We start from the raw sequence: 22,673 nt of genomic DNA, 5'->3' as shown, positions 1-22,673 counted from the left end.
GCCGGTGACCGGCAGCACAGCGCCGGGGCTGAAACACGTTTCAGTCCGCGGCTTCCGCAGGGCCCGATCAGCGGCAGCGGACCACCGGTTCCGGGTCGTATTTGACGGTCCGGGTGTGCCGGTAGGTCTCCTGGCCGGTCTTGAGACTGCGGATGATCCTGGTGTTGGACGCGGTGAAGCCGGGCTGACCGCTGCTGGGCACACAGCTCTGCCCCGCCGGGACCTCCACGGTCGTCGGTGAGGTCGGATCGGTGCGGTCGCCCGTCACCGATTGGACCTCGACCGTCTTGGTGCTCCACATCCGGACGGTGATGCTCGACGGCGTCCACGACGTGTCGATGACGATCCCGTACGGCGTGTTGTTCTTGAACTGCAGATCGATGGCGCCCTCGAACACCGTGGCCTCGCGCGCCTCGGGATAGCGCGAGATGTAGTAGCTGTGCTCGGTGTGGGCGACGTCCTCCAGCCCGGCGAAGTACGAGGCGTTGTACAGCGTCGTGGCGAACTGCGAGATGCCGCCGCCGACCGCCTCGGACGGACGGCCGTGATCGATGATCCCCGACTCGACGTAGCCCTGGGCCGTCCCGCGCGGTCCGGTGTAACCGTTGAGCGAGAAGGTCTGGCCGGGCAGCACCAGCGCGCCGTCCACCTCTTCGGCGACGAGCCGGATGTTCTCCCCCGACGGTCCGCTGAACCCGCCGGTGGTGAACTCGGACACAACTTCCTTCACCCCCAGCTTCTTCGCCCGCTTCGTGTCGACCTTGGGTCGGGTGATCTTGTAGGCCACCCGGCCCGACCGGGAGTCGGCGGAGACAGCCAGCTTCTCGATCTCGGCGGCTGTCCGGGTCCAGTCGACCGCGGCGCCGTCGGACGACGGCACCACGACGGGCGCGCCGCCGGTCAGCCGGAAACTCGCATCGACCGGGGTCGACTCGGTCTTGGCCGCGCGGTCGCCGAGGACTTCCAGCGCCTTCTTGGGATCCACGTGCGGGGTCAGACCGCCGCGGCCGTCGGGCACGAACGACACGAGCGCGCCCGCCTCCCGCGGTGAGACGATCACTCGCGCTCCGCGTCCGGCGAGCGGGACCGCCGACGCCGTCACGTTCTGGGCCGGCCCGTCGAGGGTGGCCTGAACCGTCTCAGCCGAGACGGTCGGCGAGAAGGGCTCCATCTCGAGGTCGATCGGGTGACCGCTGAGCCAGTTGTCGGCGATGGCCTGCTTCGCGGCCTCGCGCTTGATACGCAGTCCCTTGGACGGGAAGTCGCCGACCGGTTGCAGACCGTCGAAATGGACACCGCCCTCGACGGCCGCCTTCTCGAGCGACTCCCGATGCTCGTCGAGCGCCGCGTTGAAGTCGGCGTCGTCGAGCGAGACGACCGGGGCCACATCGCGAGAGAGGCCGATCATGCCGAGGAATCGATCCCAGGGATTGCGCGGCTGGTCCATGAGGCGCGCGAGCGTTGCTTCGACGTCGAAGTCGGCACCGAGCGCGGCCGGATCGATCTGCGCCGAGCCGGAATCAGTACGCACCGAGACCGGGCTGTGTGCGGCCACCGTCAGTCCGGTGAGCTTCGCGCGCGCCTGATCTTCGGTGAGGTCGCCCAGATCGAACTCGGCGATGTGTGCGCCGCGGGCCGTGTGGCCGTGGGTGAGGATCGCGTCGATCCCGAAGATCGCGCCGACGAGCAGCAGCGCGCCGATGAGCGCGCGGGCGACCCACCGGCGGTGATCGGAGCGATCGTCGGAAGAGGTCACAACTGTCGAATCCTAGCCGGGAACAAGAGCTCCGGCTGAACCGCCGGGTCGGGGGTCTGGCGGTTCAGCCGGAGCTATCCGGTTTATAGGTGGCGGGTGCGGGGGCGTTACACATCTGCGGGAAAAACTTCGGAGTTCTCATCGATGATCGCGAAGGCCCCGGTCAGCGCCGTGCGGCGGCCGACCGGGGCCTGCGATCCGATGCGGGGATCAGCCTTCGACGATGGCCGTGACGCCCTGGCCGCCCGCGGCGCAGATCGACACCAGCGCACGACCGCCGCCGTTCTCCTTGATCTGCTTGGCGGCCTGCGCGATGATCCGGCCGCCGGTGGCGGCGAACGGGTGCCCGGCGGCCAGCGAGGAGCCGTTGACGTTGAGCTTGCTGCGGTCGATCGAGCCCAGCGCCCCGTCCAGGCCGAGACGCTCGGTGCAGTACTCCTCCGACTCCCACGCCTGCAGGGTCGCCAGGACCACGGAGGCGAAAGCCTCGTGGATCTCGAAGAAGTCGAAGTCGGCCAGGGTGAGGCCGTTGCGCTGCAGCAGGCGGGGGACCGCGTAAGTCGGTGCCATGAGCAGCCCGTCGGGGCCGTTCACGTAGTCCACCGCGGCGGTCTCGGTGTCGCGCAGGTAGGCCAGCACCGGGAGGTTCTTCTCGGCGGCCCACTCGTCGGTGGCGAGCAGGACGGCCGACGCGCCGTCGGTGAGCGGGGTGGAGTTGCCCGCGGTCATGGTGGCGTCGCCCAGGCTCACGCCGAAGACCGGCTTGAGGGTGGCCAGCTTCTCCACCGACGAGTTCGGACGGAGGTTCTCGTCGCGGGTGAGGCCCATGAACGGGGTGATGAGGTCGTCGAAGAAGCCGCGGTCGTAGGCGGCGCCCATCTTCTGGTGGCTGGCGGCGGCCAGCTCGTCCTGCTCGGCGCGGCTGATGCCGAACTCCTTGGCGGTGATGGCGGCGTGCTCGCCCATCGACAGGCCGGTGCGCGGCTCGCCGTTGCGCGGGATCTCGATGCCCAGCTTGGTCGCCAGACCGAGTGCGGCCTTGATCCGGTCCACGGTGCTCTTGGCCCGGTTCACCTCGAGCATCTGCCTGCGCATGTCCTCGGAGACGCCGATCGGGGCGTCGGAGGTGGTGTCGACGCCGCCGCCGATCGCGACGTCGTAGCGGCCTGCGGCGATACCGTCGGCCACGATCTGAATGGCCTGGAGACCGGTGCCGCACGCCTGCTGGACGTCCACCGCCGGGGTGTAGGGCGACAACGACGAACCGAGCACCGACTCGCGGATGAGGTTGAAGTCACGCGAATGCTTGAGCACCGCGCCGCCGGCGACCATGCCGAGTTGCTCGCCCTGCAGGCTGAAACGGCTGACCAGCCCCTGGAGGGCGGCGGTGAACATGTCCTGATTGCTCGCGGTCGCGTACGCGCGGTCTTGACGCGCGAAGGGAATGCGATTGCCGCCGAGGATGGCGACCGGGCGCTGCTGACGGGTTTCCGGCTGGCGGGGCGTGTACGAGGCCACAACTTCTCCTGGAGAGTCTCGGATGTCGACAGATCGACCTTGAGAGTATTCTTACTCCCGAGTAAGTTAATTGTCGACTCCTGAACCTGCGGTACATGTCACAGACGAGCGGGCTACTGCTCGTCTGCGGCATCCGCTTAGGGTCTCCGGCAGGACCGGTACCCGACACGGGACACGGATTCGTTTCACAGACATCGAAGGAGATAGTCGTGGCAGGCAACACCGACCTGTATTCGTCCATCGTCAACAGCGGCCCGGGCGCTTTCATCGCTTCGCGCGTCGGTCTTCCGCAGCCGCCGGCACTGCGTCGGTACTCGCCGTCTCAGCCCGCTCTCGCCGGTCCGGTCCTGCTCGGCGGCGCCGGACGTCTGGTGGAGCCGGTGCGGGAGATCCTCAGCGCGGGCGACGACTACACGCTGGTCGAGAACAACGCCGGCGGACGCAGCGCCGACAAGCTCGGCGCCGCGGTCTTCGACGCCACCGGCATCTCCAAGCCCGCCGATCTCGAGCAGCTCTTCGAGTTCTTCACGCCGATCATGCGTTCGGTGGGCAACTCGGCGCGCTTCGTGGTGCTGGGCACCACACCCGAGCTGACCGCTGAGCCCGACGAGCACGTCGCGCAGCGCGCGCTCGAGGGCTTCACCCGCTCGCTCGGCAAGGAGCTCCGCAACGGCGCCACCGCCCAGCTGGTCTACGTCTCGCCCGAGGCCAAGACCGGCCTGTCCGGTCTCGAGTCGACCCTCCGCTTCCTGCTGTCGGCCAAGTCGACCTACGTCGACGCCCAGGTGATCCGGGTCGGCGCCGCCGACGCCGCTTCGGTGGAGAGCTGGGACAAGCCCCTCGCCGGCAAGGTGGCCCTGGTCACCGGTGCCGCACGCGGCATCGGCGCCACGATCGCCGAGGTGCTGGCGCGCGACGGCGCCCATGTCATCGCCGCCGACGTCCCGGCCGCGGGCGAGGCTCTCAGCGAGACGGCGAACAAGGTGGGCGGCACCGCGCTGCCGCTCGACGTGACCGCCGAGGACGCGGGAGCCAAGGTCGCCGAGCACGTTCTCGAGCGTCACGGCGGCCTGGACATCATCGTCAACAATGCGGGCATCACGCGCGACAAGCTGCTCGCGAACATGGACGCCGGCCGCTGGAACTCGGTCATCAGCGTGAACCTGATCGCACCGCAGACGCTGGTGAACGAGCTGGTCGAGCGCAAGGCCCTCCGGTCGGGCGGCGCCGTGGTCGACGTCTCCTCCATCGCGGGCATCGCGGGCAACCGCGGCCAGACCAACTACGGCGCGTCGAAGGCCGGCGTGATCGGCCTCGTCGACACCTACGCCCCGATCCTGGCTGAGAAGGGCATCACCATCAACGCCGTCGCCCCGGGCTTCATCGAGACCGCGATGACCGCCGCCATCCCGCTCGCCACGCGCGAGGTGGGCCGTCGCATGAATTCGCTGCAGCAGGGCGGACAGACCGTCGACGTCGCCGAGACCGTGGCGTACTTCGCCAACCCGGCGTCCAACGCGGTCACCGGCAATATCGTCCGCGTGTGCGGTCAGAGCCTCCTCGGCGCCTGACGGGACCCTGCCATGACCAAGACCGTCACTCTGACGTCCCTGCCGGGCGCGGGCCAGATCTACCCGAAAGCCGTGAGCGCGATGCTCCCGGTGATCGGCAAGCCGGCCCGCGTCAGCGCGGACGCGTCACTGCCCGACACCGTCTACCGGATCGAGAACCTGCGCGTCGACGAGGCGCAGCTCAAGGAGTACTGCCGCACCACGGGTCTGCAGTTCGGTGCGCAGGTGCCGTTGACATACCTGTTCGTTCTGCAGTTCCCGCTCGCGATGACCGTGATGGTCTCGCCGGACTTCCCGTTCGGCGCGGTCGGCGCGGTGCATCTGGAGAACCGGATCGAGCGGATCCGGGCCATCGGCGTCGACGAGCCGCTGACCGTCTCGACTCACGCCGAGAACCTCCGGGAGCACCGCAAGGGCATGCTGGTGGACGTGGTATCGGAGTTCCGCGTCGGCCGCGAACTGGTCGCCGTCCAGACCGGCACGTTCCTCAAGCAGCAGCGCACGAGCCTGTCGGACGCCGAACGAGGCCCGGCGCCCAAGGACGTCGCACCGCCGCCGCCCGATCGCGTGGTCAGCGTCGACCTCGGTCTGATCCGCCAGTACGCGAACGCCTCGGGCGACCGGAATCCGATCCACATGGCCGACCTGACGGCGAAGGCCTTCGGCTTCAGCCGCGCCATCGCCCACGGCATGTGGAGTGCGGCCGCCGTGCTCGCGAACGTCGAGGCTCAGCTCCCCGAATCGGTCGTGTACTCGGTCCGCTTCGGGAAGCCGATCCTGTTGCCCGCGAAGGTGAACATGTACACCGACCGGGTGGCCGACGGATACGACCTGTCGATCCTGAACCGCCGCAAGGGCTATCCGCATCTGACCGCCACGACGCGCCCGCGCGTCTGACCGCTTGCCCGGACTCGGTGAGTCTCCCTCAGGCTCGTTGAGTCCTCCTCCAGGCTTGTTGAGCGAGCGCAGCGAGTCGAAACGTGTGCATGTCTGTTTCGACTCGCTCCGCTCGCTCAACAGGCCTAAGGAAGAACCCACGCAACTGGCCGAAGGAAGAACCCGCACGACACGCCGCAAAGGCAACTCGCCGAGTCCTCCCCCAGGCTCGCTGAGTCCTCTCTCAGGCTTGTTGAGCGAGCGCAGCGAGTCGAAACATGTGCATGTCTGTTTCGACTCGCTCCGCTCGCTCAACTGGCCTAAGGAAGAACCCACGCAACTGGCCGAAGGTAGAACCCGCACGACACGCCGCAAGGGCAACTCACCGAGTCCTCTCCCAGGCTTGTTGAGCGAGCGCAGCGAGTCGAAACATGTGCGCGTCTGTTTCGACTCGCTCCGCTCGCTCAACTGGCCTAATGAAGAACCCACTCAACTGGCCTAAGGAAGAACCCGCTCAACTGGCCTAAGGAAGAACCCACGCAACAGGCCTCAGGAAGAACTCGCTCAACAAGCTTGGGAAGAGTTCGCTCAACTGGCCTGGAAGGCTCACTCAAACCGGGCCCGGCCGGCGTGAGGGATCCGACTATGTCTCGTCGCCGACGGCGTCCTCCGACACTCCGACACCGCGCAGACCGCGCCAGGTGATGCCGAGCAGCAGGTCGGTGGCCGTTTCGAGGTCGATGTCGCCTTCGGCGATCCGGTCGGCGACGGCCTCGCCGGCGCCGACGAGGGCCACCGCCGTCAATTCGAAATCGACGTCGCTCGCACCCTCGGTGGTGGTGCCGCGGCGGATGAGATCAGTGATCATCGAGGTGATTCCCTCGCGGCTCTCGGTGACGATGTGTGCGAACGTCGCGGTCCCGACCGCGACCCGGTAGAGCACTCGCCACGAATCGGAGTTCTGATAGACGAACCGGAGGAACTCACGCACCAGCGTGCGCGCCTGGTCCTTCTGCCTCATCGTGGGATCAAAACCCGCCGACATGGCTTCCATGAACCGGCCGGACTCGCGCGCGATACAGGCGCTGAACAGTTCGTCCTTGGAGCCGTAGTAGAGGTAGAGCATCGGCTTGGATATCTTGGCCTCGGCGGCGATGGCGTCCATCGAGGTATCCGCGAAGCCATTCGCGGCGAACGCTGAAATCGCAGCATCGAGCATCTGCTGCTCTCGAACTGCCCGCGGCAGCCGCTTGGTTCCGCTAGCCATGACTACAAACTTACCATCGAGTAAGAACGCGTCAGGAGCAGTTCACCACGTGCTTGGCCTTCAGGATCCGGAGCACCGAGCGGTCGATCCGGCGCTGCGACAGCTTCCCGTCCGCGACCGCCTTCTCCAAAGTGTCCAGCACCGAGGTCACGTGATCGGTGGAAAGCCACAGGCCGACGTCCGAGCCTGCGGTGATCGCCTTCAGCACCGCCTGTTCGATCGTGTACTTGTCGGTGATCGCCTTCATGCCGGACAGATCGTCGGAGAAGACGACGCCGTCGAACGCCGGTCCGTTGTACTTCTTGCCGGTGCGCAACATGCCGATCGCCGCCGGACTGATGCTCGCGGGCGTCTCCGGCCCGGTCAGACCCGGCACGATCAGGTGCCCGACCATCACGCCCGCGGTCCCGGGACTGCGCAGCAGAGTCCGGTACGGAACGAGATCGGTGTTCTGCATGTCCGCCAGCGGAGGCGTGGTGACGGCGCCGGTGTGCGAATCCCCCGATGCGTGCCCGTGGCCGGGGAAGTGCTTGTACACGGGCATGATGCCCGCGTCCTGGAGCCCGCGCGCATAGGCACCGGCGTACTCGGTGACCACCTCGGGATCGTTCGAGAACGACCGGTCGCCGATCACCTCGTCGTCGGGCTCGGCGCTGACGTCCGCCGACGGAGCGAAGTCGACGGTGACACCGAGCTTCGCCATCTTCTCGCCGGCCGCCTTGGCGAGCTGCCGGACCTGCTCGGGCGTCTTGGTGCGCGCCAGCACACGCGCCGACGGCATGTCGATCCCCAGCGACTTGAGCCGGCTCACTCGGCCACCCTCCTGATCCACGGTCACCATCAGCGGGACCTTCTGGCTCTTCGAGAGCGTGGCGACGGTGCCGTCGCTCAGCATCGACAGGTCGGTCCAACTGCCGACGAACACTCCGCCGATGTGCTCCTTCGCGACCACCCGCCGCGCGTCGGCCCCGTTCTGCACCCCGACCACCAGCAGCTGAGCGAGCTTGTCGCGCAGCTTCATCCCGGCCAGTTCCTCGGAGCCGCACGCGGCGGGAACCGTCGGAGCACTGCTCGAGGCGGAAACGGTCCGCGAACTAGTCGTCGTGTGCGACGACGGTGCGGCCTGATCGCCGGTCGAGTCCGAGCACGCCGCGGAGGCGAAGAGGCCTGCCGTTGCGACGAGGGCGACGAGAGCACGGCTGGGACGTAGATGCGTGAGCGGGCTCATTCACCCAGTGTTTCATGCTCGCTCGCGACGGCCGGATCGGCGCGGCGGACGAAGCCCGGGCGGCGCCGACTGAACTGGTACCTTGGAATCCATGCTGCGTGAACGCCTGATCTATGGTGCCGTCGCCGGAGTGGCCGGCGTGCTCGTCGGCATCGGCGCCGTCTTCCTCGGCGGGCAGCTCGCCTCCGAAACCAAGCCGTCGACCGACGTGAACAGCTTCAACGCCGACAACGGTTTCGTTCAGGGATCGGTGGACTACGGATCCCGCGGCGGCGGAGACGCCAACAACTGACTCGCGCACTCCTCCGCCGGTCCGCTCGGTCGAGTCCCGCAGCAACTGAGCCGGGCGGCCCGGGCCGGATTCTGACGCGGGCGCAGGCACTCATCGTCGCTGTCGTGGCGCTGGTGGTCTGTCTACTCCAGCGCCCCGGCCGCATCTCGCCCGACACCAAGCTGGACCTGACCGCCGATCCGATCGGGTTCCTCACTCGCGCCGCGCACCTGTGGTCGCCGGATGCCCCGATGGGCCAGATCCAGAACCAGGCCTACGGATACTTCTTCCCGCACGGCCTGTTCTTCGCCGTCGGCGAGATCCTGCACGTGCCGCCGTGGATCACTCAGCGATTCTGGTGGGCGATTCTGCTGACCGTCGGCTTCCTGGGCGTGGTCCGTCTCGCCGAGGCGCTGCGCGTCGGGTCGTTCACATCGCGGCTGATCGCCGGTTGGGTCTTCGTACTGGCCCCCCGCGTGATGACCACGCTGGGCACCATCTCCTCGGAGACGCTGCCGATGATGCTGGCGCCCTGGGTGCTGCTCCCGGTGGTCCGGGCTCTCGACGCGTCCGACCCCCGTCCGCTGTGGCGCAACGCGGCCCGGTCCGCATGCGCGGTGGCGCTGATGGGTGCGGTGAACGCCGTCGCCACGGCTGCGGCCGTGGCGGTGTCGGCGATCTGGTGGCTGCTGGCGACTGCGCGGCGCGACCGGGGACGCCGCCGTCGCGGACTGGTCTTCGGCGCATGGTGGGCGGCGGGTCTGGCGATGGCGTGCCTGTGGTGGGTGGTGCCGCTGCTGATCCTCTCGCGGGTCTCCCCGCCCTTCCTCGACTTCATCGAGTCGGCGAGCGTCACCACCGAATGGACCTCCCTCACCGAAGTGCTGCGCGGCACCGACTCGTGGACGCCGTTCGTCTCCCCGGAACGCGCTGTGGGCGCCGTTCTGGTCTCCGAGCCGGCCGCGGTGGTCGCGACCGGCATCCTCGCCGCCGCCGGGTTGGCCGGTCTCACGATGCGGGCGATGCCGCACCGCCGCCGCTTCCTGACCATCCTGGTGATCGGCCTTCTCGCCCTGTGTCTCGGATATCCGGGAGCACTCGGCTCGCCCGTGCGTGAGACGGTCATCGCTTTCCTCGACGGTCCGGGCGCCGCGCTGCGCAACATCCACAAGTTCGATCCGCTGGTCCGGCTCCCCCTCGCGATGGGAATCGCGCATCTGCTCGCGCGTGTCCGTGTCCCGATCCGCAGCCGCGGTGCCGAACGAGGTGTGGCCGCCGCACTGGTGGTGGTGATCGCCGCGTTCGGCTCCGGGTCGTTGCTGTGGACCGGCGGGCTGGCACCGGCCAAGAGCTACCGCGCGGTCCCCGACTACTGGCAGCAGACGGCCGACTGGCTCGACGCCGCGCAGGCCGGCTCCCCGACTCCGTCGCGCGCCCTGGTGGTCCCGGGAGCGCCCTTCGCCGACCAGATCTGGGGTCTCACGCGCGACGAACCGCTGCAGGCGCTGGCGCACTCGCCGTGGGCCGTCCGCGACGCGATTCCCCTGACGCCGCCGGGCGCCATCCGAGCGATGGACTCGGTGCAACGGGCGCTGAGCTCGGGCCGCGGATCACCCGGACTGGCCGCGACACTCGCCGAACAGGGTGTCGGATACCTGGTGCTGCGGGCCGATCTGGACGCGGTGACGTCACGGTCGGCACGACCGCTGCTGGTGGCGCAGGCGATCCGCAACTCACCCGGACTGTCGGAGGCGGCCCGGTTCGGTCCCGACGTCTCACCGCCGACGCTCGACGGCGTGGTCGTGGACGACGGACTGCGTCCGCCGATGCCGGCGGTGACGGTCTACCGGGTCGGACCTCCCGACGGCACCGGTGCCACGACCGCCGGCGCGCCCGGACTGGTGGACGTCGGCGCGATGACGCGGGTGACCGGCGGACCGGAGGCCCTCGCCGCGGTGGAGGACGCCCGCAGCCGAGCCGGAGAGGAACCGCTGGGTCCGGCGCTGCTGACCGCGGACGCGAGGCGCGCGGGCCTGCCCGACGCTCCGGCGGTGGTGACCGACTCCCCTGTCGACCGGGAGACCGACTTCGGGCGGGTCGACGACCATTCCTCGGCTATTCGCGGCCCCGACGATCCCCGGCTGACCAAGAACGCGGCGCCGGACTACCCGGTGCCGGGCCAGCCGCTGGTCCGCGCGCAATGGCTGCTCGACAACCAGCCGGGCATGGTGCGCGTGACCAGTTCGGGCTCGGCCGCCGACGCGACGCAGCCCGGCCGGACGTCGCCTGCCAATTCCACCGCCGCCGCCTTCGACGGCGATCCGGACACCGCCTGGGTCAGTCGCGGTCTGGAGTCGGCGGTCGGCAGGTGGCTCTCGATCGACTTCACCCATCCGCAGGACGACCTCGCGGTGACCGTCACGACGGCCAAGGCGCTCGGGCCGGACGTCTCGACGCTGCTGGTCTCGTCCGATTCCGGCAGCACCGTGGCTCAGGGAGTGAAACCCGGAGTGCCGACCCGGATCCTGGTGCCGTCGGGGCCCACGTCGAGCGTCCAGGTCCGCGCCATCGACACCGCCGACGGCTCGGCCGGTAATCAGTTCGCGATCGCCGAACTGTCGGTCGCCGACGCGAACACCGGTGTCCCGCTGTCGATCCGGCAGCGCACGGTGCTGCCGACACTCGACGCCGCCGACGACGTGTCCGGCTGGGTGCTCTCCCCCGAACTCGGTCCGATCCCGGATTGCGTCACCGCGGCGGACGGCCGGGTGCGCTGCTCCCCGGCGGTGGGGTTGAGTCCGGAGACGCCGGGCGTGTTCTCCCGGACCCTGTCGGTGCCGTCGCAGACCGACGCCGACGTGCATGTCACGCTGCGACCGAAGGCCGGCGGTGAACTCTCGGATCTGCTGGCCCGCACCGGCGCGATCCGCGCGGAGGCGCAGTCGTCGGTGGCCGATCCGCGCGGCAACGCATCGGCCGCCGTCGACGGTGATCCGAACACCACGTGGACCGCACCGGATCCGGACACGTTCCCGAAGGGAAGGAAACCCGTTCTGACCCTTCATCTGCCCGCCCCTCGCGAAGTGTCCGGGATCCGTCTCCAGACGCCCGCGGACTATCCGGCGCACCCGACCCGCGTGTCCGTGGAGTTGCGGGACGGTGATCGGACGGTGGTGCGGACGACAGCGCGGGTCGGCACGGACGGGGTGCTGTCGGTTCCCGCCGCCCGGGCCGACACCGTGGTGCTGACGATCGAGGAGCAGAGCGATCTGATCGACGTCAACGATCTCGGTTTCGCGAAGGACGCACCGGTCGGCATCAGCGAGGCCCAAGTGCTGCCGGGCGGCCCGAACGTACCCGACGACGACCATCGCATCATCGAGATCGGCTGCGCCACAGACCCGTCCGGCCCGTACGGCATGGGTGTCACGGCAGCCGGCCAGATGCTCCGACTGCATGTCCGCACCACGGTGGGCGCGCTGCGCCTCGGCGAGAGCGTATCGGCGACCGCGTGCCCCGGCCCGTCGCTGCGACTGCCGGCGGGTGAGCAGGAGGTCGCGGTGAATCCGGGACGCGCCTTCACCGTCGACGCGGTGACCCTCCGGCGTCCCGGCGCGGAGGCCTCCTCGCCTGCGGTGACACACCCGCAGGTGACCGAATGGGCGCCCACGGACCGGAGGCTGACGGTGGACGCCGCCGACACCGACCGCATCCTGTTCGTTCCGGAGAGCACGAATCCCGCCTGGCATGCACGCGCCGACGGCCGAGAACTGAAGCCGGTCGTGGTGAACGGCTGGCAGCAGGGCTGGATCGTGCCGGCGGGAACGGGCGGCACCGTCGCGCTCACCGTCGACCTCGACTCGCCGTACCGGTGGGCGCTGGGCGCCGGTCTGGCGCTGGTGGTGGTTCTGTTCGCCGTCGCCTTCGGTCCGAGGTTCGGACGGCGCCGCTGCGAGCCGGCCGTGCGGCCGGACGACGGCGTGCGCGCCGGACGAGGCGCGGTCGCCGCGGCCCTCGCGGCGGCGTTCCTGCTGACCGGCTGGCCGGGGGCGCTGATCGCGGCGGCGACCGGGGCCGTCACCTGGCGGCTCTCCGCCCGCCTACGACCGGCGCTGACGTTCACGGCGATGCTCGCGGCGACGGTGGTGCTGGCCGCGGGACCCTGGCATTCGGACACCGCCTACACCGGCTACAGCGGCTGGGCCCAGGCGTTCGCGCTGATCGCCGTCAGCGCGGCGGTGGCGGCGGCGCTGTTCGGCCGGCCGCGGTGACGCCGGCGCGTTCCGGCGTCGGTTCGTCGGCGGGCACCTCCGCGGTCCGTCGCTTCTCCCGCGCCGACAACCGCGCCCGGAGCGGTTCCTCGACGAACGCGTAGCTGGCGGCCGAGAGCGCGACGGTGATGATCACCGTCAGCAGCCACACAGATACGAAGTGACCGTCGAACATCGGAATGCCGAACAGCCCGAAGACCACGCTCAGCACCGCGAGATGCCAGATGAAGATGCCGTACGACCATCGGCCGAGCGCGTTCATCACCCGAGAGTCGAGGAAGACGAACGGGCCGTCGGACAGCACCAGCGGCGCCAGCACCGCGAATGCGGCGACGGCGCCGAGCACCATCTTGGCCACGTAGGCCAGGTGAGTCATGTCGCCGAGCCCGACCGGTCCGGCGATCGGCGTGCACGCGAGTCCGTACGCGACGACGAACACCACGAGCATCACCCGGCGGTCGGCGCCGAGCCGCACTGCGCGCGATCGGCGGTCGAGCCGGCCGATGGCGAGGGCGGCCGCGATCTCCGACAGCACCAGACCCACGGCGAACCACGGCAGGTACCCGAGCACCCAGTTGCGCGCCTCGACACCGGCGGGAAGCGCGAACAGTCGCGTCACCCAGGTCCACCCGAGGCTGACGATCGCGACCCCGACGACGATCGGGATGCGGCGGCGGGCGGCGGCACCCCGTACCCGGTACAGGGCGAAGCCGATCACCGGCAGAAGCAGGTAGAACGCGACCTCCACCGACAGACTCCACATCTGGGTGAGGCCGGGCGCGAGAGTGAGGGGGACGAACACCTGGGTGAGGGTGAGATTGGCCAGCCAGACCGTCGCCGAGGCGCCGCGCGCCTGCGGCAGCAGAGCCAGCACCGCGACCACCACCAGCGCGTACGCCGGCCAGATGCGGACGAAGCGATGTCGGAGATAGCGGCGCACGGCGGGCCGAGGAGCCTCTTCGTCGCGGGCCGCCGCGGCATACGGGCGCCACAGCAGGAATCCGCTGAGCGCGAAGAACAATGCGACGGCGAGGTCGAGGCGGCCGAGGATCTCTCCGAGCACCGGCCACTGCGTCACCCGAGTCTGGAAGGCGACGTGCGTCGTCAGCACGCCGAGCGAGGCCACGGCGCGCAGGCCCTCCAGTTGGGGGTAGAAACGCCGGGCCGGTGCCGGCTGCGAGTCAGACATGTCCTGCCCAGGGTAAGCCGCGCGAGCGCGGCGGCGGGAGCCCGGACGAGCGGCCGGCCCCCTCACATACAGTCGACGCTATGTCCGACGCCGCTCCCGACAGCCCCCGGACCGGTCCGCGCTGGTCGACCCGGGACCTCATCGCCCCGACCGCGTTCTTCCTCGGCGCACTGTTGCTGGCGGCGGCGGTCGCGATGGGCCCGATCATCGGTCCCGGCCTGAGGAAACTGCCGCTGAGCGTCGACCAGACATGGATCGCCGACTCCTCCGACGACACGACGGTCCTCGACCGCTGCTCCATCGACTCGCCCGCGGCGAGAGTGCTCGAGGCGCATCTGCAGCAGCGCCGCCGGACGGTCGCGGTGAGGCCGTCGGACTCCGACGTGGTCACACTGCAGGCGGCCACGGCGCTGGGCGTGGACTCGTACCTCGTCGACGGCAGTGCCCAGGACGCCGAGCGAGTCTGCGCAGAGCCCACGTTGGCCGCGACCATCGACCGGGTGACGGTGAACCGGGTGACGGCGTCGCCGACCGGGCGGTCGGAGATCCAGTACGACGACAAGCACGCCGCCGTCGCCGTCCCCGACCGCCGGGGTCGCACTTACGCACTGCCGTACGGCTTCGGCGATCCCGGCGACTACTTCGACGTCACCACCAGGCAGACGGTTCCTCTGCAGGCCGCTGGTGAGACCGAGATCGACGGCCGCAGGGTGGCCCGGCTGCGCGCGGTGATCCCCGACACCGACCTGGGCGCGCTGGGAACCGATCCGCGCGGAGTGATCACCCGCCCGGCCTCGTGGTTCGGCACCTTCCCCGGAGTGGCGCCGAGCCGACGACTGACCGCCAGCCTCCATCACCGCGCCACTCGGGACCTGTTCGTCGACACGGCGACCGGCGTGGTGGTGGACGAGCGGATCGAGATCGAGGAGGAGTACCGGTTCGCGCCGGGCGAAGCCGGGTCGAATCCGGCGCTGACGGGATTTCGCCTGCCCAATCTGAGCACCGTCCTCACCGGTGATCGGCAGAGCCGGATCGACGGGGCCGACGCCGCCCGGCACCGCGCCCGCCCAGTGACTCTGGTGACGCGGACCCTGCCCGTCGCACTCGGCGCCGTGGGCGTGCTGGCGCTGATCGGCGGAGCGGTGTACGTCTACCGCACCGGCGTGCGGAACGGGCGAGAAGACGACGGCGTCAGGAAGCGGTGAGCCAGGCGCCGGTCGCGGCCACCGCGCAGGCCGCCGCCCCGGCGGCGACGGCGGCGAGTCCGGCCACCGAATCGACCGCGGTCAGGATCACCGACACCTCCACCACGAGGACTACGAGCGCCGGGATCGCACCCCGCGCGCGGTCGCGAGCGATCGCGGTCAACAGCATCAGCTGCAGCACCGCGAGCAGGGCTCCGGTGAGCGCGAACAACCACATCAACCCCGCCACCGGCCGGTAGTCGTCGGAGATCACCACGGGCACCAATCCGCCGCCGACGGCGGCGATCAGGGTGGTGACCAGACCCGTCAGCGCGAGGACGCCGACCGCACCGCGGAGAGCGGCGGCCGAACGCACCGGGTCGGCCAGCCTCGGGTACACCACCACGCCGATGGCCTGCGGCAGCCAGAACGCCGCCTTGGTGGCGACGGCGCCGAGCGCGTAGACGCCCGCGTCCCCGGCGGTCAGCACCGATCGGGACAGCAGCAGATCCACCGACACCGCGACGATCATCACGAACTGCACGCCCGACGCGGCGACCACCGCCGACAGCGTGAGCCTCGACCCGGGAACTGCCGCGCCTCGGGAGCGTCCGGCCGGACCGATCGCGGCTGCGGCGACCGCGGCCACCAGCGCCGCCGCGACGGCCGTTCCCAGCGTCCCCGCCGCGAGCGCGCCGGCCGCGTCCGCCCCCGCGTACACCGCGCCCACCACGGGCACCGACCGCAGGAGCCCGACGCCGGCGAGCACCGCCCCGAGCAACCGGAACCGCCCCGCCCCCTGAAGCAGCCCCTGGCCGCCCGAGACCACCGCGAGCGGTGCGGCACCGGCGAGCGCTGCCGCGGTGGGTCCGAGATCGGTGTGCGCGATCCTCATCATCGCGGCCACCGCGAGCACCGACACCAGGGCGACGACGCCGAAGACCACGCCGATCAGCCTCCACAGCCGACGCGACGGCGTTCCCCGCACCACCTCGCGCGCCACCACCGCCTGCAGAGCCAGCGCCGGCACCGAGGCGATGAGCATGGCCGCGTTGAGAACCGAGAACTCGCCGAAGGCGTCCGGCCCCAGCACCCGGCTCGCCGGAACCTGCACCACGTACGCCAGCAGATTGGCCAGGAGAGAACCCGCGGTGACCCAGCCGACCGACCGCACGGTGGACCCGCGGCGGGGCGTGGCGGCGTCGACCATGCTGACCAGTGTGCCCGGCCGCTGCGCGATAGACTGCATCGGCAGTATCCGTAGCTGATCGAGACGAGCGCTAAGAGTCGATGTACGACACCGAACCATTCAACGAGCCCGACCCCTCCGATGTCGGGTCCCGCATCGACCCGGTACTGGCCCGCAGTTGGCTCCTGGTGAACGGGGCGCAGTACGACCGGTTCGAGGCCGCGTCGCGCTCCCGCGCCGACATCGTCATCCTCGACATCGAGGACGCCGTCGCACCGAAGGACAAGGACTCCGCCCGCGACAACGTGGTCCGCTGGCTCGCCGACGGTCACTCCGACTGGGTTCGCATCAACGGCTTCGGAACCCCGTGGTGGGCGGCGGATCTCGCCGCGCTGGCCGGGACGTCCATCGGCGGGATCATGCTGGCGATGGTGGAATCGGTCGATCACGTGACCGAGACGGCCCAGCGTGTCCCGGGCGTGCCGATCGTCGCGCTGGTCGAGACCGCCCGGGGCCTGGAACGGATCAACGAGATCGCCTCGGCCAAGGGCACCTTCCGCCTGGCGTTCGGCATCGGCGACTTCCGCCGCGACACCGGTTTCGGTGAGCAGCCGACCACGCTGGCCTATGCGCGGTCACGGTTCACCATCGCGGCCAAGGCCGCCAACCTGCCGTCGGCCATCGACGGCCCGACCGTCGGTTCCAGCGCCCTGAAGCTGTCGGAGGCGACGGCCGTCAGCGCGGAGTTCGGGATGACGGGCAAGATCTGCCTCACCCCCGACCAGTGCGCGTCGGTCAACGAGGGGCTGTCGCCGTCGCACGACGAGATCAAGTGGGCGCGTGAGTTCTTCACCGAGTTCGAGGCGGACGGCGGCGAGATCCGCAACGGCTCCGACCTGCCTCGGATCGCCCGTGCCACCAAGATTCTGGAACTGGCCCGCGCATACGAGATCGTCCCGAGCGACTACGGGATCAACGACCACATGCCCGCACCGACCGACACGTACCACTTCTGATCCGACGGCAGTGCGGTGACCGCCACCTCCACGCGCACGCCCGCGCAGACCGGGGCGGCGGTCTACGCGGTCAGCGCTCTGCTCACCGCCCTGATCTGCGCGCCCCTGGTCGGGAACCACCTGCTCTACCGGGACGCGGTCGCGACTCCGCAGTCGCCGCTGACGGCTGCCGCGCTCGGCATCGACGGCACGGCGCCGCGAGCGGTCCCGCAGGACGCGCTGCTCGCCCTCGGCTCGCATCTCGTGGACGGCGGCCTCCTGGTGGCCGGCCTGACGATCCTGGCCGTCTTCGCGGCCGGAGTGGGCTACGGGCGGCTGGCCCGCAGGCTCGTCCCGCGCGCCGCCACCGCCGGTGCGGTGGCCGCCGCCGTCGTCGGGATCTGGAATCCCTACGTGGCAGAGCGCCTGCTGCAAGGGCATTGGAGTCTGCTGGCCGGCTACGCCGCCCTCGGGTGGACGGTGTGCGCGGTGCTCGACCTGGCCGACGGCCGGCGGTCGTGGCGCCAATGGGCCGGTCTCGCCGGGATATTCGCGGCAGCCGGCCTGACGCCCACCGGTTCGCTTCTGGCCGGGATCGTGGCGGTGGCCACCGCGGCGGCGGTGCGGCTGCCGATCCGGACGGCGGGACTCGCCGCGGGATGCTGGCTCATCACCGCCTCTCCCTGGCTGGTGGCCTCCGCGGTCGCGTCGGACGTCGGGTCCTCCGGCGGCGCCGCGGTGTTCGCGCTGCGTGCCGAGCCGGGGCTCGGGCTGCTCGGCACCGCCCTCGGGCTCGGCGGCATCTGGAACGCCGACGCCGTCCCCGCCAGCCGCACCACCCCCTGGGCCCTGGTCGCGACACTGATGCTGCTGACGGTGGTGGCGGTCGGCACCGGCGCCCTGGTCCGGATGCGCCGGGAACTGAGCCCCGCGGTCGCCGGGCAGGCACTCCTGGCGGCGGTCGCGATCGCGGCGGTGGTGGTCGCTGCGACACCGCCCGGACTGGCGGTGATGGACGTCGTGTTGGCGCATGTGCCCGGTGCCGGGCTGCTGCGCGACACGCAGAAATACCTCGCGCTCGCCGTCCCGTTCGTCGCGGTCGCGGCGGCGGCCGCCGTGACCGCACTGCGCGCACTCGTACCGGCCGGCTTCGCCGCAGCGGCGGTGATCGCACTGATCGTGGCACCGCTCCCCGACCTCGCCTGGGGTGTGGGCGGCAAGATCCGGCCGGTGATCTACCCCGACGACTACGCCCGGGTGACGGCGCTCGTCGGCCACGACACGGACGGCGCCCGCGGCTCAGTGGCCCTGTGGCCCGGCGACGCCGTGCGACGGCTGTCGTGGGCCCGGGGGCCGTCGCTGTCTCCGCTCCCGCGCATGCTGGACGCACCGGTGATCGGTTCGGGCGCATTAACCGTGGACGGGACGACGGTGGACTCCCCCACCGGCCGGACGGCGCAGGTCCTCGACGTTCTCCGAGACGGAGGCGACCCGCAGCGGTTGGCACGGCTCGGCGTCGGCTGGGTGGTGGCCGAGGAGTCGGACCCGCCCGCCCGGCTGGCCGCAACCGCTCCGGCCTACTCGGGCGAGCATCTGACCGTGTACCGGATTCCCGGCGCCGTGGCCGCGCCCGTTCCGGCGACCGCCGCGCGGGCGGCGGCATTCGCGGCCCTGGTCCTCTGGATCTGTTCGGTGGCCGCCGGTCTCGCCGCGGCCGTCGTCCGTCGAAGGGCCCCGGAGACCGAGGAAGACGAAGCGGCTCAACGGAAGTGATGCGGCGAGCACGCCGCAGAAGCACGCCAGTGCGCCACCCTCGCGTTCGGATCGAGCGCGGGGGTCGCGCACTGGCGTCGGTGCACCCGGTCCGGCACGTCGCTGAAGCACCCCTCGGTCAGTCGGCGGAAATCCTCCGTGTCCCAGCCGATGTCGCAGCTCCAGTTGTCGTGTCCGGCTAAACCGGTCCACCGGTATGTAACCGTATACTCTGAAGTAATATCGCGCAAGCGCGCTCGGTTACCATATGTGCCGAATACGACCACATCAGAGCGCATTTCTCATACACCGAGGGGGCGGCGATGGCCCAGCAGGCCAGGGCTGTGGAGACACGTCGTCAGATCGTGGTCGCCGCCGCGAATCTCTTCAGTCGCGTCGGCTACGAACGGGCGCGACTGAACGACATCGTCGGCGAATCCGGCCTCACCCGCGGCGCGATCTACTTCCACTTCCAGTCGAAGGACGACCTCGCGGCGATCGTCGTCGACGAATTCCAGGCCACCTCGATGAGGGCGGTCGGAACCATCGCGCAGACCGACACCTACGGCATGCGACAGCTCGTGATGCTGTGCCGGGAGATGGGCCGCCTGCTGGTGGACGACCCGGTGGTCCGCGCGGGCATCCGCCTCATCATCGAACTGCATTCCGGCGAGGCCCCGATCCCCGTGTACCTCGCGTGGATCGAAGCGATCAAGTACTTCGTCACGAAGGCCGTCGAAGACGGCGACGTGCCGCCGGACACCGACGCCGAGGAGGCCGCCGTATTCGTCACCGAGTCGTTCGTCGGCGCCCACGTCCTCTCCTACGCTGTGTCGGGCCACGACGATCTGCCCGCACGCATCGACCGGCTCGCCGACTACCTGGTGACGGCGCTGATGCCCGACGAACGCATCGCCGCGCGCTCCGATCTGCTCGGGGCACGCTGGACTCCGCCGACCGAACCCGGCGCCTGAGTCAGCCGCACACCTCGTCGAAGACCGCCGCGAACCCGTCCGCGGTTCCCGCCCAGGAGAACTGCTCTGCACGGTCCCGTGCGGCCTCCCCCAACGCGCGCCGCCGATCCGGGTCGGCCGCGAGGGCCGCGGCGGCCCGGGCGAGTTGGACGGCGTCGTCCACCAACACGCCGGTGACCCCGTCGACGATGGAGTCGGCCAGCCCCGCCGAACTGCGATAGCCGATCGTCGGAACCGCGTGCTGTGCGGCTTCGATCACCGCCAGCCCCCATCCCTCCTTCCGCGACGGCATCAGATGGACGTCGGCGGCGGCGAGCAACTCGTGCTTGCGCCGATCGCTCACGTGCCCGTGAAAGCTGACCTGGTCGACGACTCCCAGAGACTGCGCCTGCGCGCGCAGCCGGCCCGCCCACCATCCGTCCCCGACGACGTCCAGGTGCACGTCCGCGCCCGCGGCGGACAGCGTGGCCACCACCTCGAGCGCGTCCTCGATCTGCTTGTGCGGCACCAGCCTCGAGACGGCGATCAGGCGGAGACCGCCCGACCGCCCGGTCACATCGATACCGTTCGGCACCGGGTCGACTCCGCCGCGCACGACGGTGATGCGGTGCCGGTCCACACCGAGACCGGTGAGTTCGGCCGCGGATGGTTCGGAGACCGTGATGTAGCGGTTCCGGCGGTGGATCCGCGGCGCGATCCTCGACTCGATCCACCAACCCACCCGGGCCAGGACCGGCCCCGCCACCGGCCACTGCTCCCGATGACAGTGGTGGACCAGGACCACGGTCGGCGCGGGAGCGACGAGGCGCGCGAAGAAGGGAACGCCGTTCTGGGTGTCGACGACGACGTCGGGCCGATACCCGGCCAGCCGTCCCCGTCCCCAGCGGGCCGCGGCGACGGTGGCCAGAGCCCGCGGGTACACGGTGAGCCGACCGCCCGCGCGGACGATGCGCACCCCGTCGACCGTCTGCTTCCTCGCAGCACCGGGATAGTGGGCGGTGAGCAGGGTGACGCGCGAACCCCGGGCGGCGAACTCGGCGCCCACGCGTTCGAGGTAGCGTTCGCTGCCCCCGCCCTGGGGATGGCCGGTGTCACGCCAGCACAGCAGCAGGACATCGGTCGGGACGCTCATTCGTTCCAGCGTATGCGAACCTGGCTGCATGCCGCGTTCCCGGTTCCCCGCTCCCGCCGCCGCCTTCGGTCGGCACGCCACGATCCGTCGTTCGGTGCGGCTCCTCGACGCCTTCCGGTACGAGCAGTCCGACCCGGCCCGGTTCTATTCGGCGCTCGCACACGACACCGCCGTGATGATCGACTCTCTCCACCCCGGCCCGCTGCGGGGCGCCACCGTGCTCGACGTCGGGGGCGGGCCCGGGTTCTTCGCCGACGCCTTCCGCGATCGCGGTGCCGCCTATCTGTCGGTGGAACCGGACGCGGGAGAGATGGCGGCCGCCGGGATCGACCAACGGTCGGCGGTCCGCGCGCAGGGCGAGCATCTCCCGTTCCGGACCGGAAGCGTCGATGTCTGCTACTCGTCGAACGTCGCCGAGCACACTCGGACCCCGTGGGCGATGGCCGACGAGATGGTCCGGGTCACCCGGCCGGGCGGAACGATCGTCCTCAGCTACACCCTCTGGTGGGGTCCGTTCGGCGGCCACGAGATGGGACTGACTCACTACCTCGGCGGCCACCGCGCCGCGCGCTGGTACACGCGGCGCACCGGTCACCTGCCGAAGAACCTCTACGGAGTGTCGCTGTTTCCGATCACCGCTGCCGCGGGACTGCGCTGGGCACGATCCACAGCCGACGCCGAACTGCTGGCCGCCATTCCGCGCTATCTCCCCAGGTTCGCATGGCCAGTTGTGCACATCCCCGTGGTCCGCGAGGCGGCAGCGACCAACCTGGTCCTCGTGCTCCGGAAAAACTGAGGTCAGGGGCGGTTTCGGGACACGCTTCCCACACCTGAATCCATCCACAATGTGGAAATTACATGTGTGTAATTCATGCACATTGTGGATGAAGGTTGTGGATAACTGTGGATAACATATCCCGAACAGGTGTTTGAGCACAATACGAAACGAGGCACGCCGCGTAACGCGGCGTGCCTCGCAGGCAGACGGACCGGTCTAGCGCGGCAACCGTCCCGCGCAGCGGAGCGGACCGCCGCGGCTGGTGCTCGACGAGATCATGTCGTCGCCCTGCAGAATCGTGCACGTGACCGGACCGCGCACCACGATCGCTGTCATCTCGACCTCGCGGTCGGGCACGACCGTCTTGGCCGACCACGGAGTCCCCGTCGCGGCGACCACCACCCGACCGCCGGAATCGCGATAGGCCAGAGCCACCACGTCGCCGTCTCCGGTGAGCTGATAGGTGACCGAGCCGGGCTCCACCCGCGGGGTGGTCCGGGTCGGCGTCGGCTTCGGCGACGAGATCGTCTCACTCTCCTCGCTGGTGGTCGTGACGGTGGTCGGCGTCGCCGAGGGCCGGTCGGTTCCCGAGTTCGGCGAACCCGACCGGAACACGAGGAAACCGACGGCCGCCAGGATGATCACCGCGAGGACGACGATCAACGACAGGACCACCGTGCGGCCGCGGCCCGAGGGCGAGGGGCTAGTCATGCCGACCACCG

The 22,673-nt window shown here is 70.2% G+C and carries 17 protein-coding genes; 9 read left to right on the top strand and 8 right to left on the bottom strand.

Going from position 1 to position 22,673, the window contains the following annotated elements:
* Positions 1-67 precede the first annotated feature (67 nt).
* Positions 68-1,756 carry a VanW family protein gene (locus Y710_RS02340; protein WP_006897039.1) on the bottom strand — a complete coding sequence of 563 codons (1,689 nt, stop codon included), beginning with the start codon at positions 1,754-1,756 and terminating at the stop codon, positions 68-70.
* A 210-nt stretch (positions 1,757-1,966) separates the two neighbouring features.
* Complete coding sequence (locus Y710_RS02335; protein ID WP_006897040.1) at positions 1,967-3,274, bottom strand: acetyl-CoA C-acetyltransferase; 1,308 nt, start codon at positions 3,272-3,274, stop codon at positions 1,967-1,969.
* 203 nt (positions 3,275-3,477) lie between these two features.
* On the opposite strand from Y710_RS02335, the gene Y710_RS02330 reads away from it, so the two are divergent.
* Together Y710_RS02330 and Y710_RS02325 are read left to right on the top strand one after the other, a co-directional pair.
* A complete protein-coding gene (locus Y710_RS02330) occupies positions 3,478-4,845 on the top strand; it encodes a 3-oxoacyl-ACP reductase (RefSeq protein WP_197462902.1) in 1,368 nt (455 codons plus the stop codon).
* A 12-nt stretch (positions 4,846-4,857) separates the two neighbouring features.
* Positions 4,858-5,742, top strand: coding sequence for a MaoC/PaaZ C-terminal domain-containing protein (locus Y710_RS02325; RefSeq protein ID WP_006897042.1), 885 nt, complete (start codon positions 4,858-4,860; stop codon positions 5,740-5,742).
* A 622-nt stretch (positions 5,743-6,364) separates the two neighbouring features.
* Here the strand turns inward: Y710_RS02325 and Y710_RS02320 are convergent.
* On the bottom strand, positions 6,365-6,988 hold the full coding sequence (locus Y710_RS02320; RefSeq protein ID WP_006897043.1) for a TetR/AcrR family transcriptional regulator: 624 nt from the start codon (positions 6,986-6,988) through the stop codon (positions 6,365-6,367).
* Positions 6,989-7,019: 31 nt separating this feature from the next.
* A complete protein-coding gene (locus Y710_RS02315; protein WP_197462899.1) occupies positions 7,020-8,216 on the bottom strand; it encodes a glycoside hydrolase family 3 N-terminal domain-containing protein in 1,197 nt (398 codons plus the stop codon).
* A 91-nt stretch (positions 8,217-8,307) separates the two neighbouring features.
* On the opposite strand from Y710_RS02315, the gene Y710_RS02310 reads away from it, so the two are divergent.
* Both Y710_RS02310 and Y710_RS02305 read left to right on the top strand, forming a co-directional pair.
* Positions 8,308-8,508: a DUF2613 domain-containing protein gene (locus Y710_RS02310; protein ID WP_006897045.1), complete on the top strand. Its 201-nt coding sequence runs from the start codon at positions 8,308-8,310 to the stop codon at positions 8,506-8,508.
* A gap of 104 nt (positions 8,509-8,612) precedes the next feature.
* The gene (locus tag Y710_RS02305) at positions 8,613-12,758 is read left to right on the top strand and encodes an alpha-(1->3)-arabinofuranosyltransferase (protein ID WP_082781246.1); all 4,146 of its coding nucleotides are present in this window, start codon (positions 8,613-8,615) and stop codon (positions 12,756-12,758) included.
* Here Y710_RS02305 and Y710_RS02300 read toward each other — a convergent pair.
* A complete protein-coding gene (locus Y710_RS02300; protein ID WP_062366189.1) occupies positions 12,715-13,947 on the bottom strand; it encodes an acyltransferase family protein in 1,233 nt (410 codons plus the stop codon). The two genes, Y710_RS02305 and Y710_RS02300, sit on opposite strands and share 44 nt — an antisense overlap.
* 80 nt (positions 13,948-14,027) lie before the next feature.
* Between Y710_RS02300 and Y710_RS02295 the strand changes: the two genes are divergently transcribed.
* On the top strand, positions 14,028-15,152 hold the full coding sequence (locus Y710_RS02295; RefSeq protein WP_062366187.1) for a cell envelope lipid trafficking protein PgfA: 1,125 nt from the start codon (positions 14,028-14,030) through the stop codon (positions 15,150-15,152).
* On the opposite strand, the gene Y710_RS02290 is transcribed toward Y710_RS02295, so the two are convergent.
* Complete coding sequence (locus Y710_RS02290) at positions 15,139-16,380, bottom strand: polysaccharide biosynthesis protein (RefSeq protein WP_231875656.1); 1,242 nt, start codon at positions 16,378-16,380, stop codon at positions 15,139-15,141. The genes Y710_RS02295 and Y710_RS02290 overlap by 14 nt on opposite strands.
* Before the next feature lie 41 nt (positions 16,381-16,421).
* Between Y710_RS02290 and Y710_RS02285 the strand changes: the two genes are divergently transcribed.
* The 3 genes from Y710_RS02285 to Y710_RS02275 all read left to right on the top strand — a co-directional run bounded on the left by Y710_RS02285 (position 16,422) and on the right by Y710_RS02275 (position 20,041).
* Positions 16,422-17,336, top strand: coding sequence for an HpcH/HpaI aldolase/citrate lyase family protein (locus Y710_RS02285; RefSeq protein ID WP_006897435.1), 915 nt, complete (start codon positions 16,422-16,424; stop codon positions 17,334-17,336).
* Positions 17,337-17,351: 15 nt separating this feature from the next.
* The gene (locus tag Y710_RS02280) at positions 17,352-19,088 is read left to right on the top strand and encodes an MmpA family trehalose lipid delivery protein (protein ID WP_062366184.1); all 1,737 of its coding nucleotides are present in this window, start codon (positions 17,352-17,354) and stop codon (positions 19,086-19,088) included.
* A 302-nt stretch (positions 19,089-19,390) separates the two neighbouring features.
* Positions 19,391-20,041 carry a ScbR family autoregulator-binding transcription factor gene (locus Y710_RS02275; protein ID WP_045539052.1) on the top strand — a complete coding sequence of 217 codons (651 nt, stop codon included), beginning with the start codon at positions 19,391-19,393 and terminating at the stop codon, positions 20,039-20,041.
* 1 nt (position 20,042) lies between these two features.
* On the opposite strand, the gene Y710_RS02270 is transcribed toward Y710_RS02275, so the two are convergent.
* Complete coding sequence (locus Y710_RS02270; RefSeq protein ID WP_045539056.1) at positions 20,043-21,173, bottom strand: glycosyltransferase family 4 protein; 1,131 nt, start codon at positions 21,171-21,173, stop codon at positions 20,043-20,045.
* A 28-nt stretch (positions 21,174-21,201) separates the two neighbouring features.
* Between Y710_RS02270 and Y710_RS02265 the strand changes: the two genes are divergently transcribed.
* Positions 21,202-21,969 (top strand): class I SAM-dependent methyltransferase, encoded by a 768-nt coding sequence (locus Y710_RS02265; RefSeq protein ID WP_006897440.1) that lies wholly within the window; start codon positions 21,202-21,204, stop codon positions 21,967-21,969.
* Between the two features lie 198 nt (positions 21,970-22,167).
* Here Y710_RS02265 and Y710_RS02260 read toward each other — a convergent pair whose 3' ends face one another.
* Positions 22,168-22,662: a hypothetical protein gene (locus Y710_RS02260; protein WP_062366338.1), complete on the bottom strand. Its 495-nt coding sequence runs from the start codon at positions 22,660-22,662 to the stop codon at positions 22,168-22,170.
* Positions 22,663-22,673 lie beyond the last annotated feature (11 nt).

Source organism: Gordonia sp. QH-12 (assembly GCF_001578675.1).
Classification (GTDB): Bacteria; Actinomycetota; Actinomycetes; order Mycobacteriales; family Mycobacteriaceae; genus Gordonia; species Gordonia sihwensis.
This window is presented reverse-complemented; position numbering and strand designations above follow the sequence as displayed.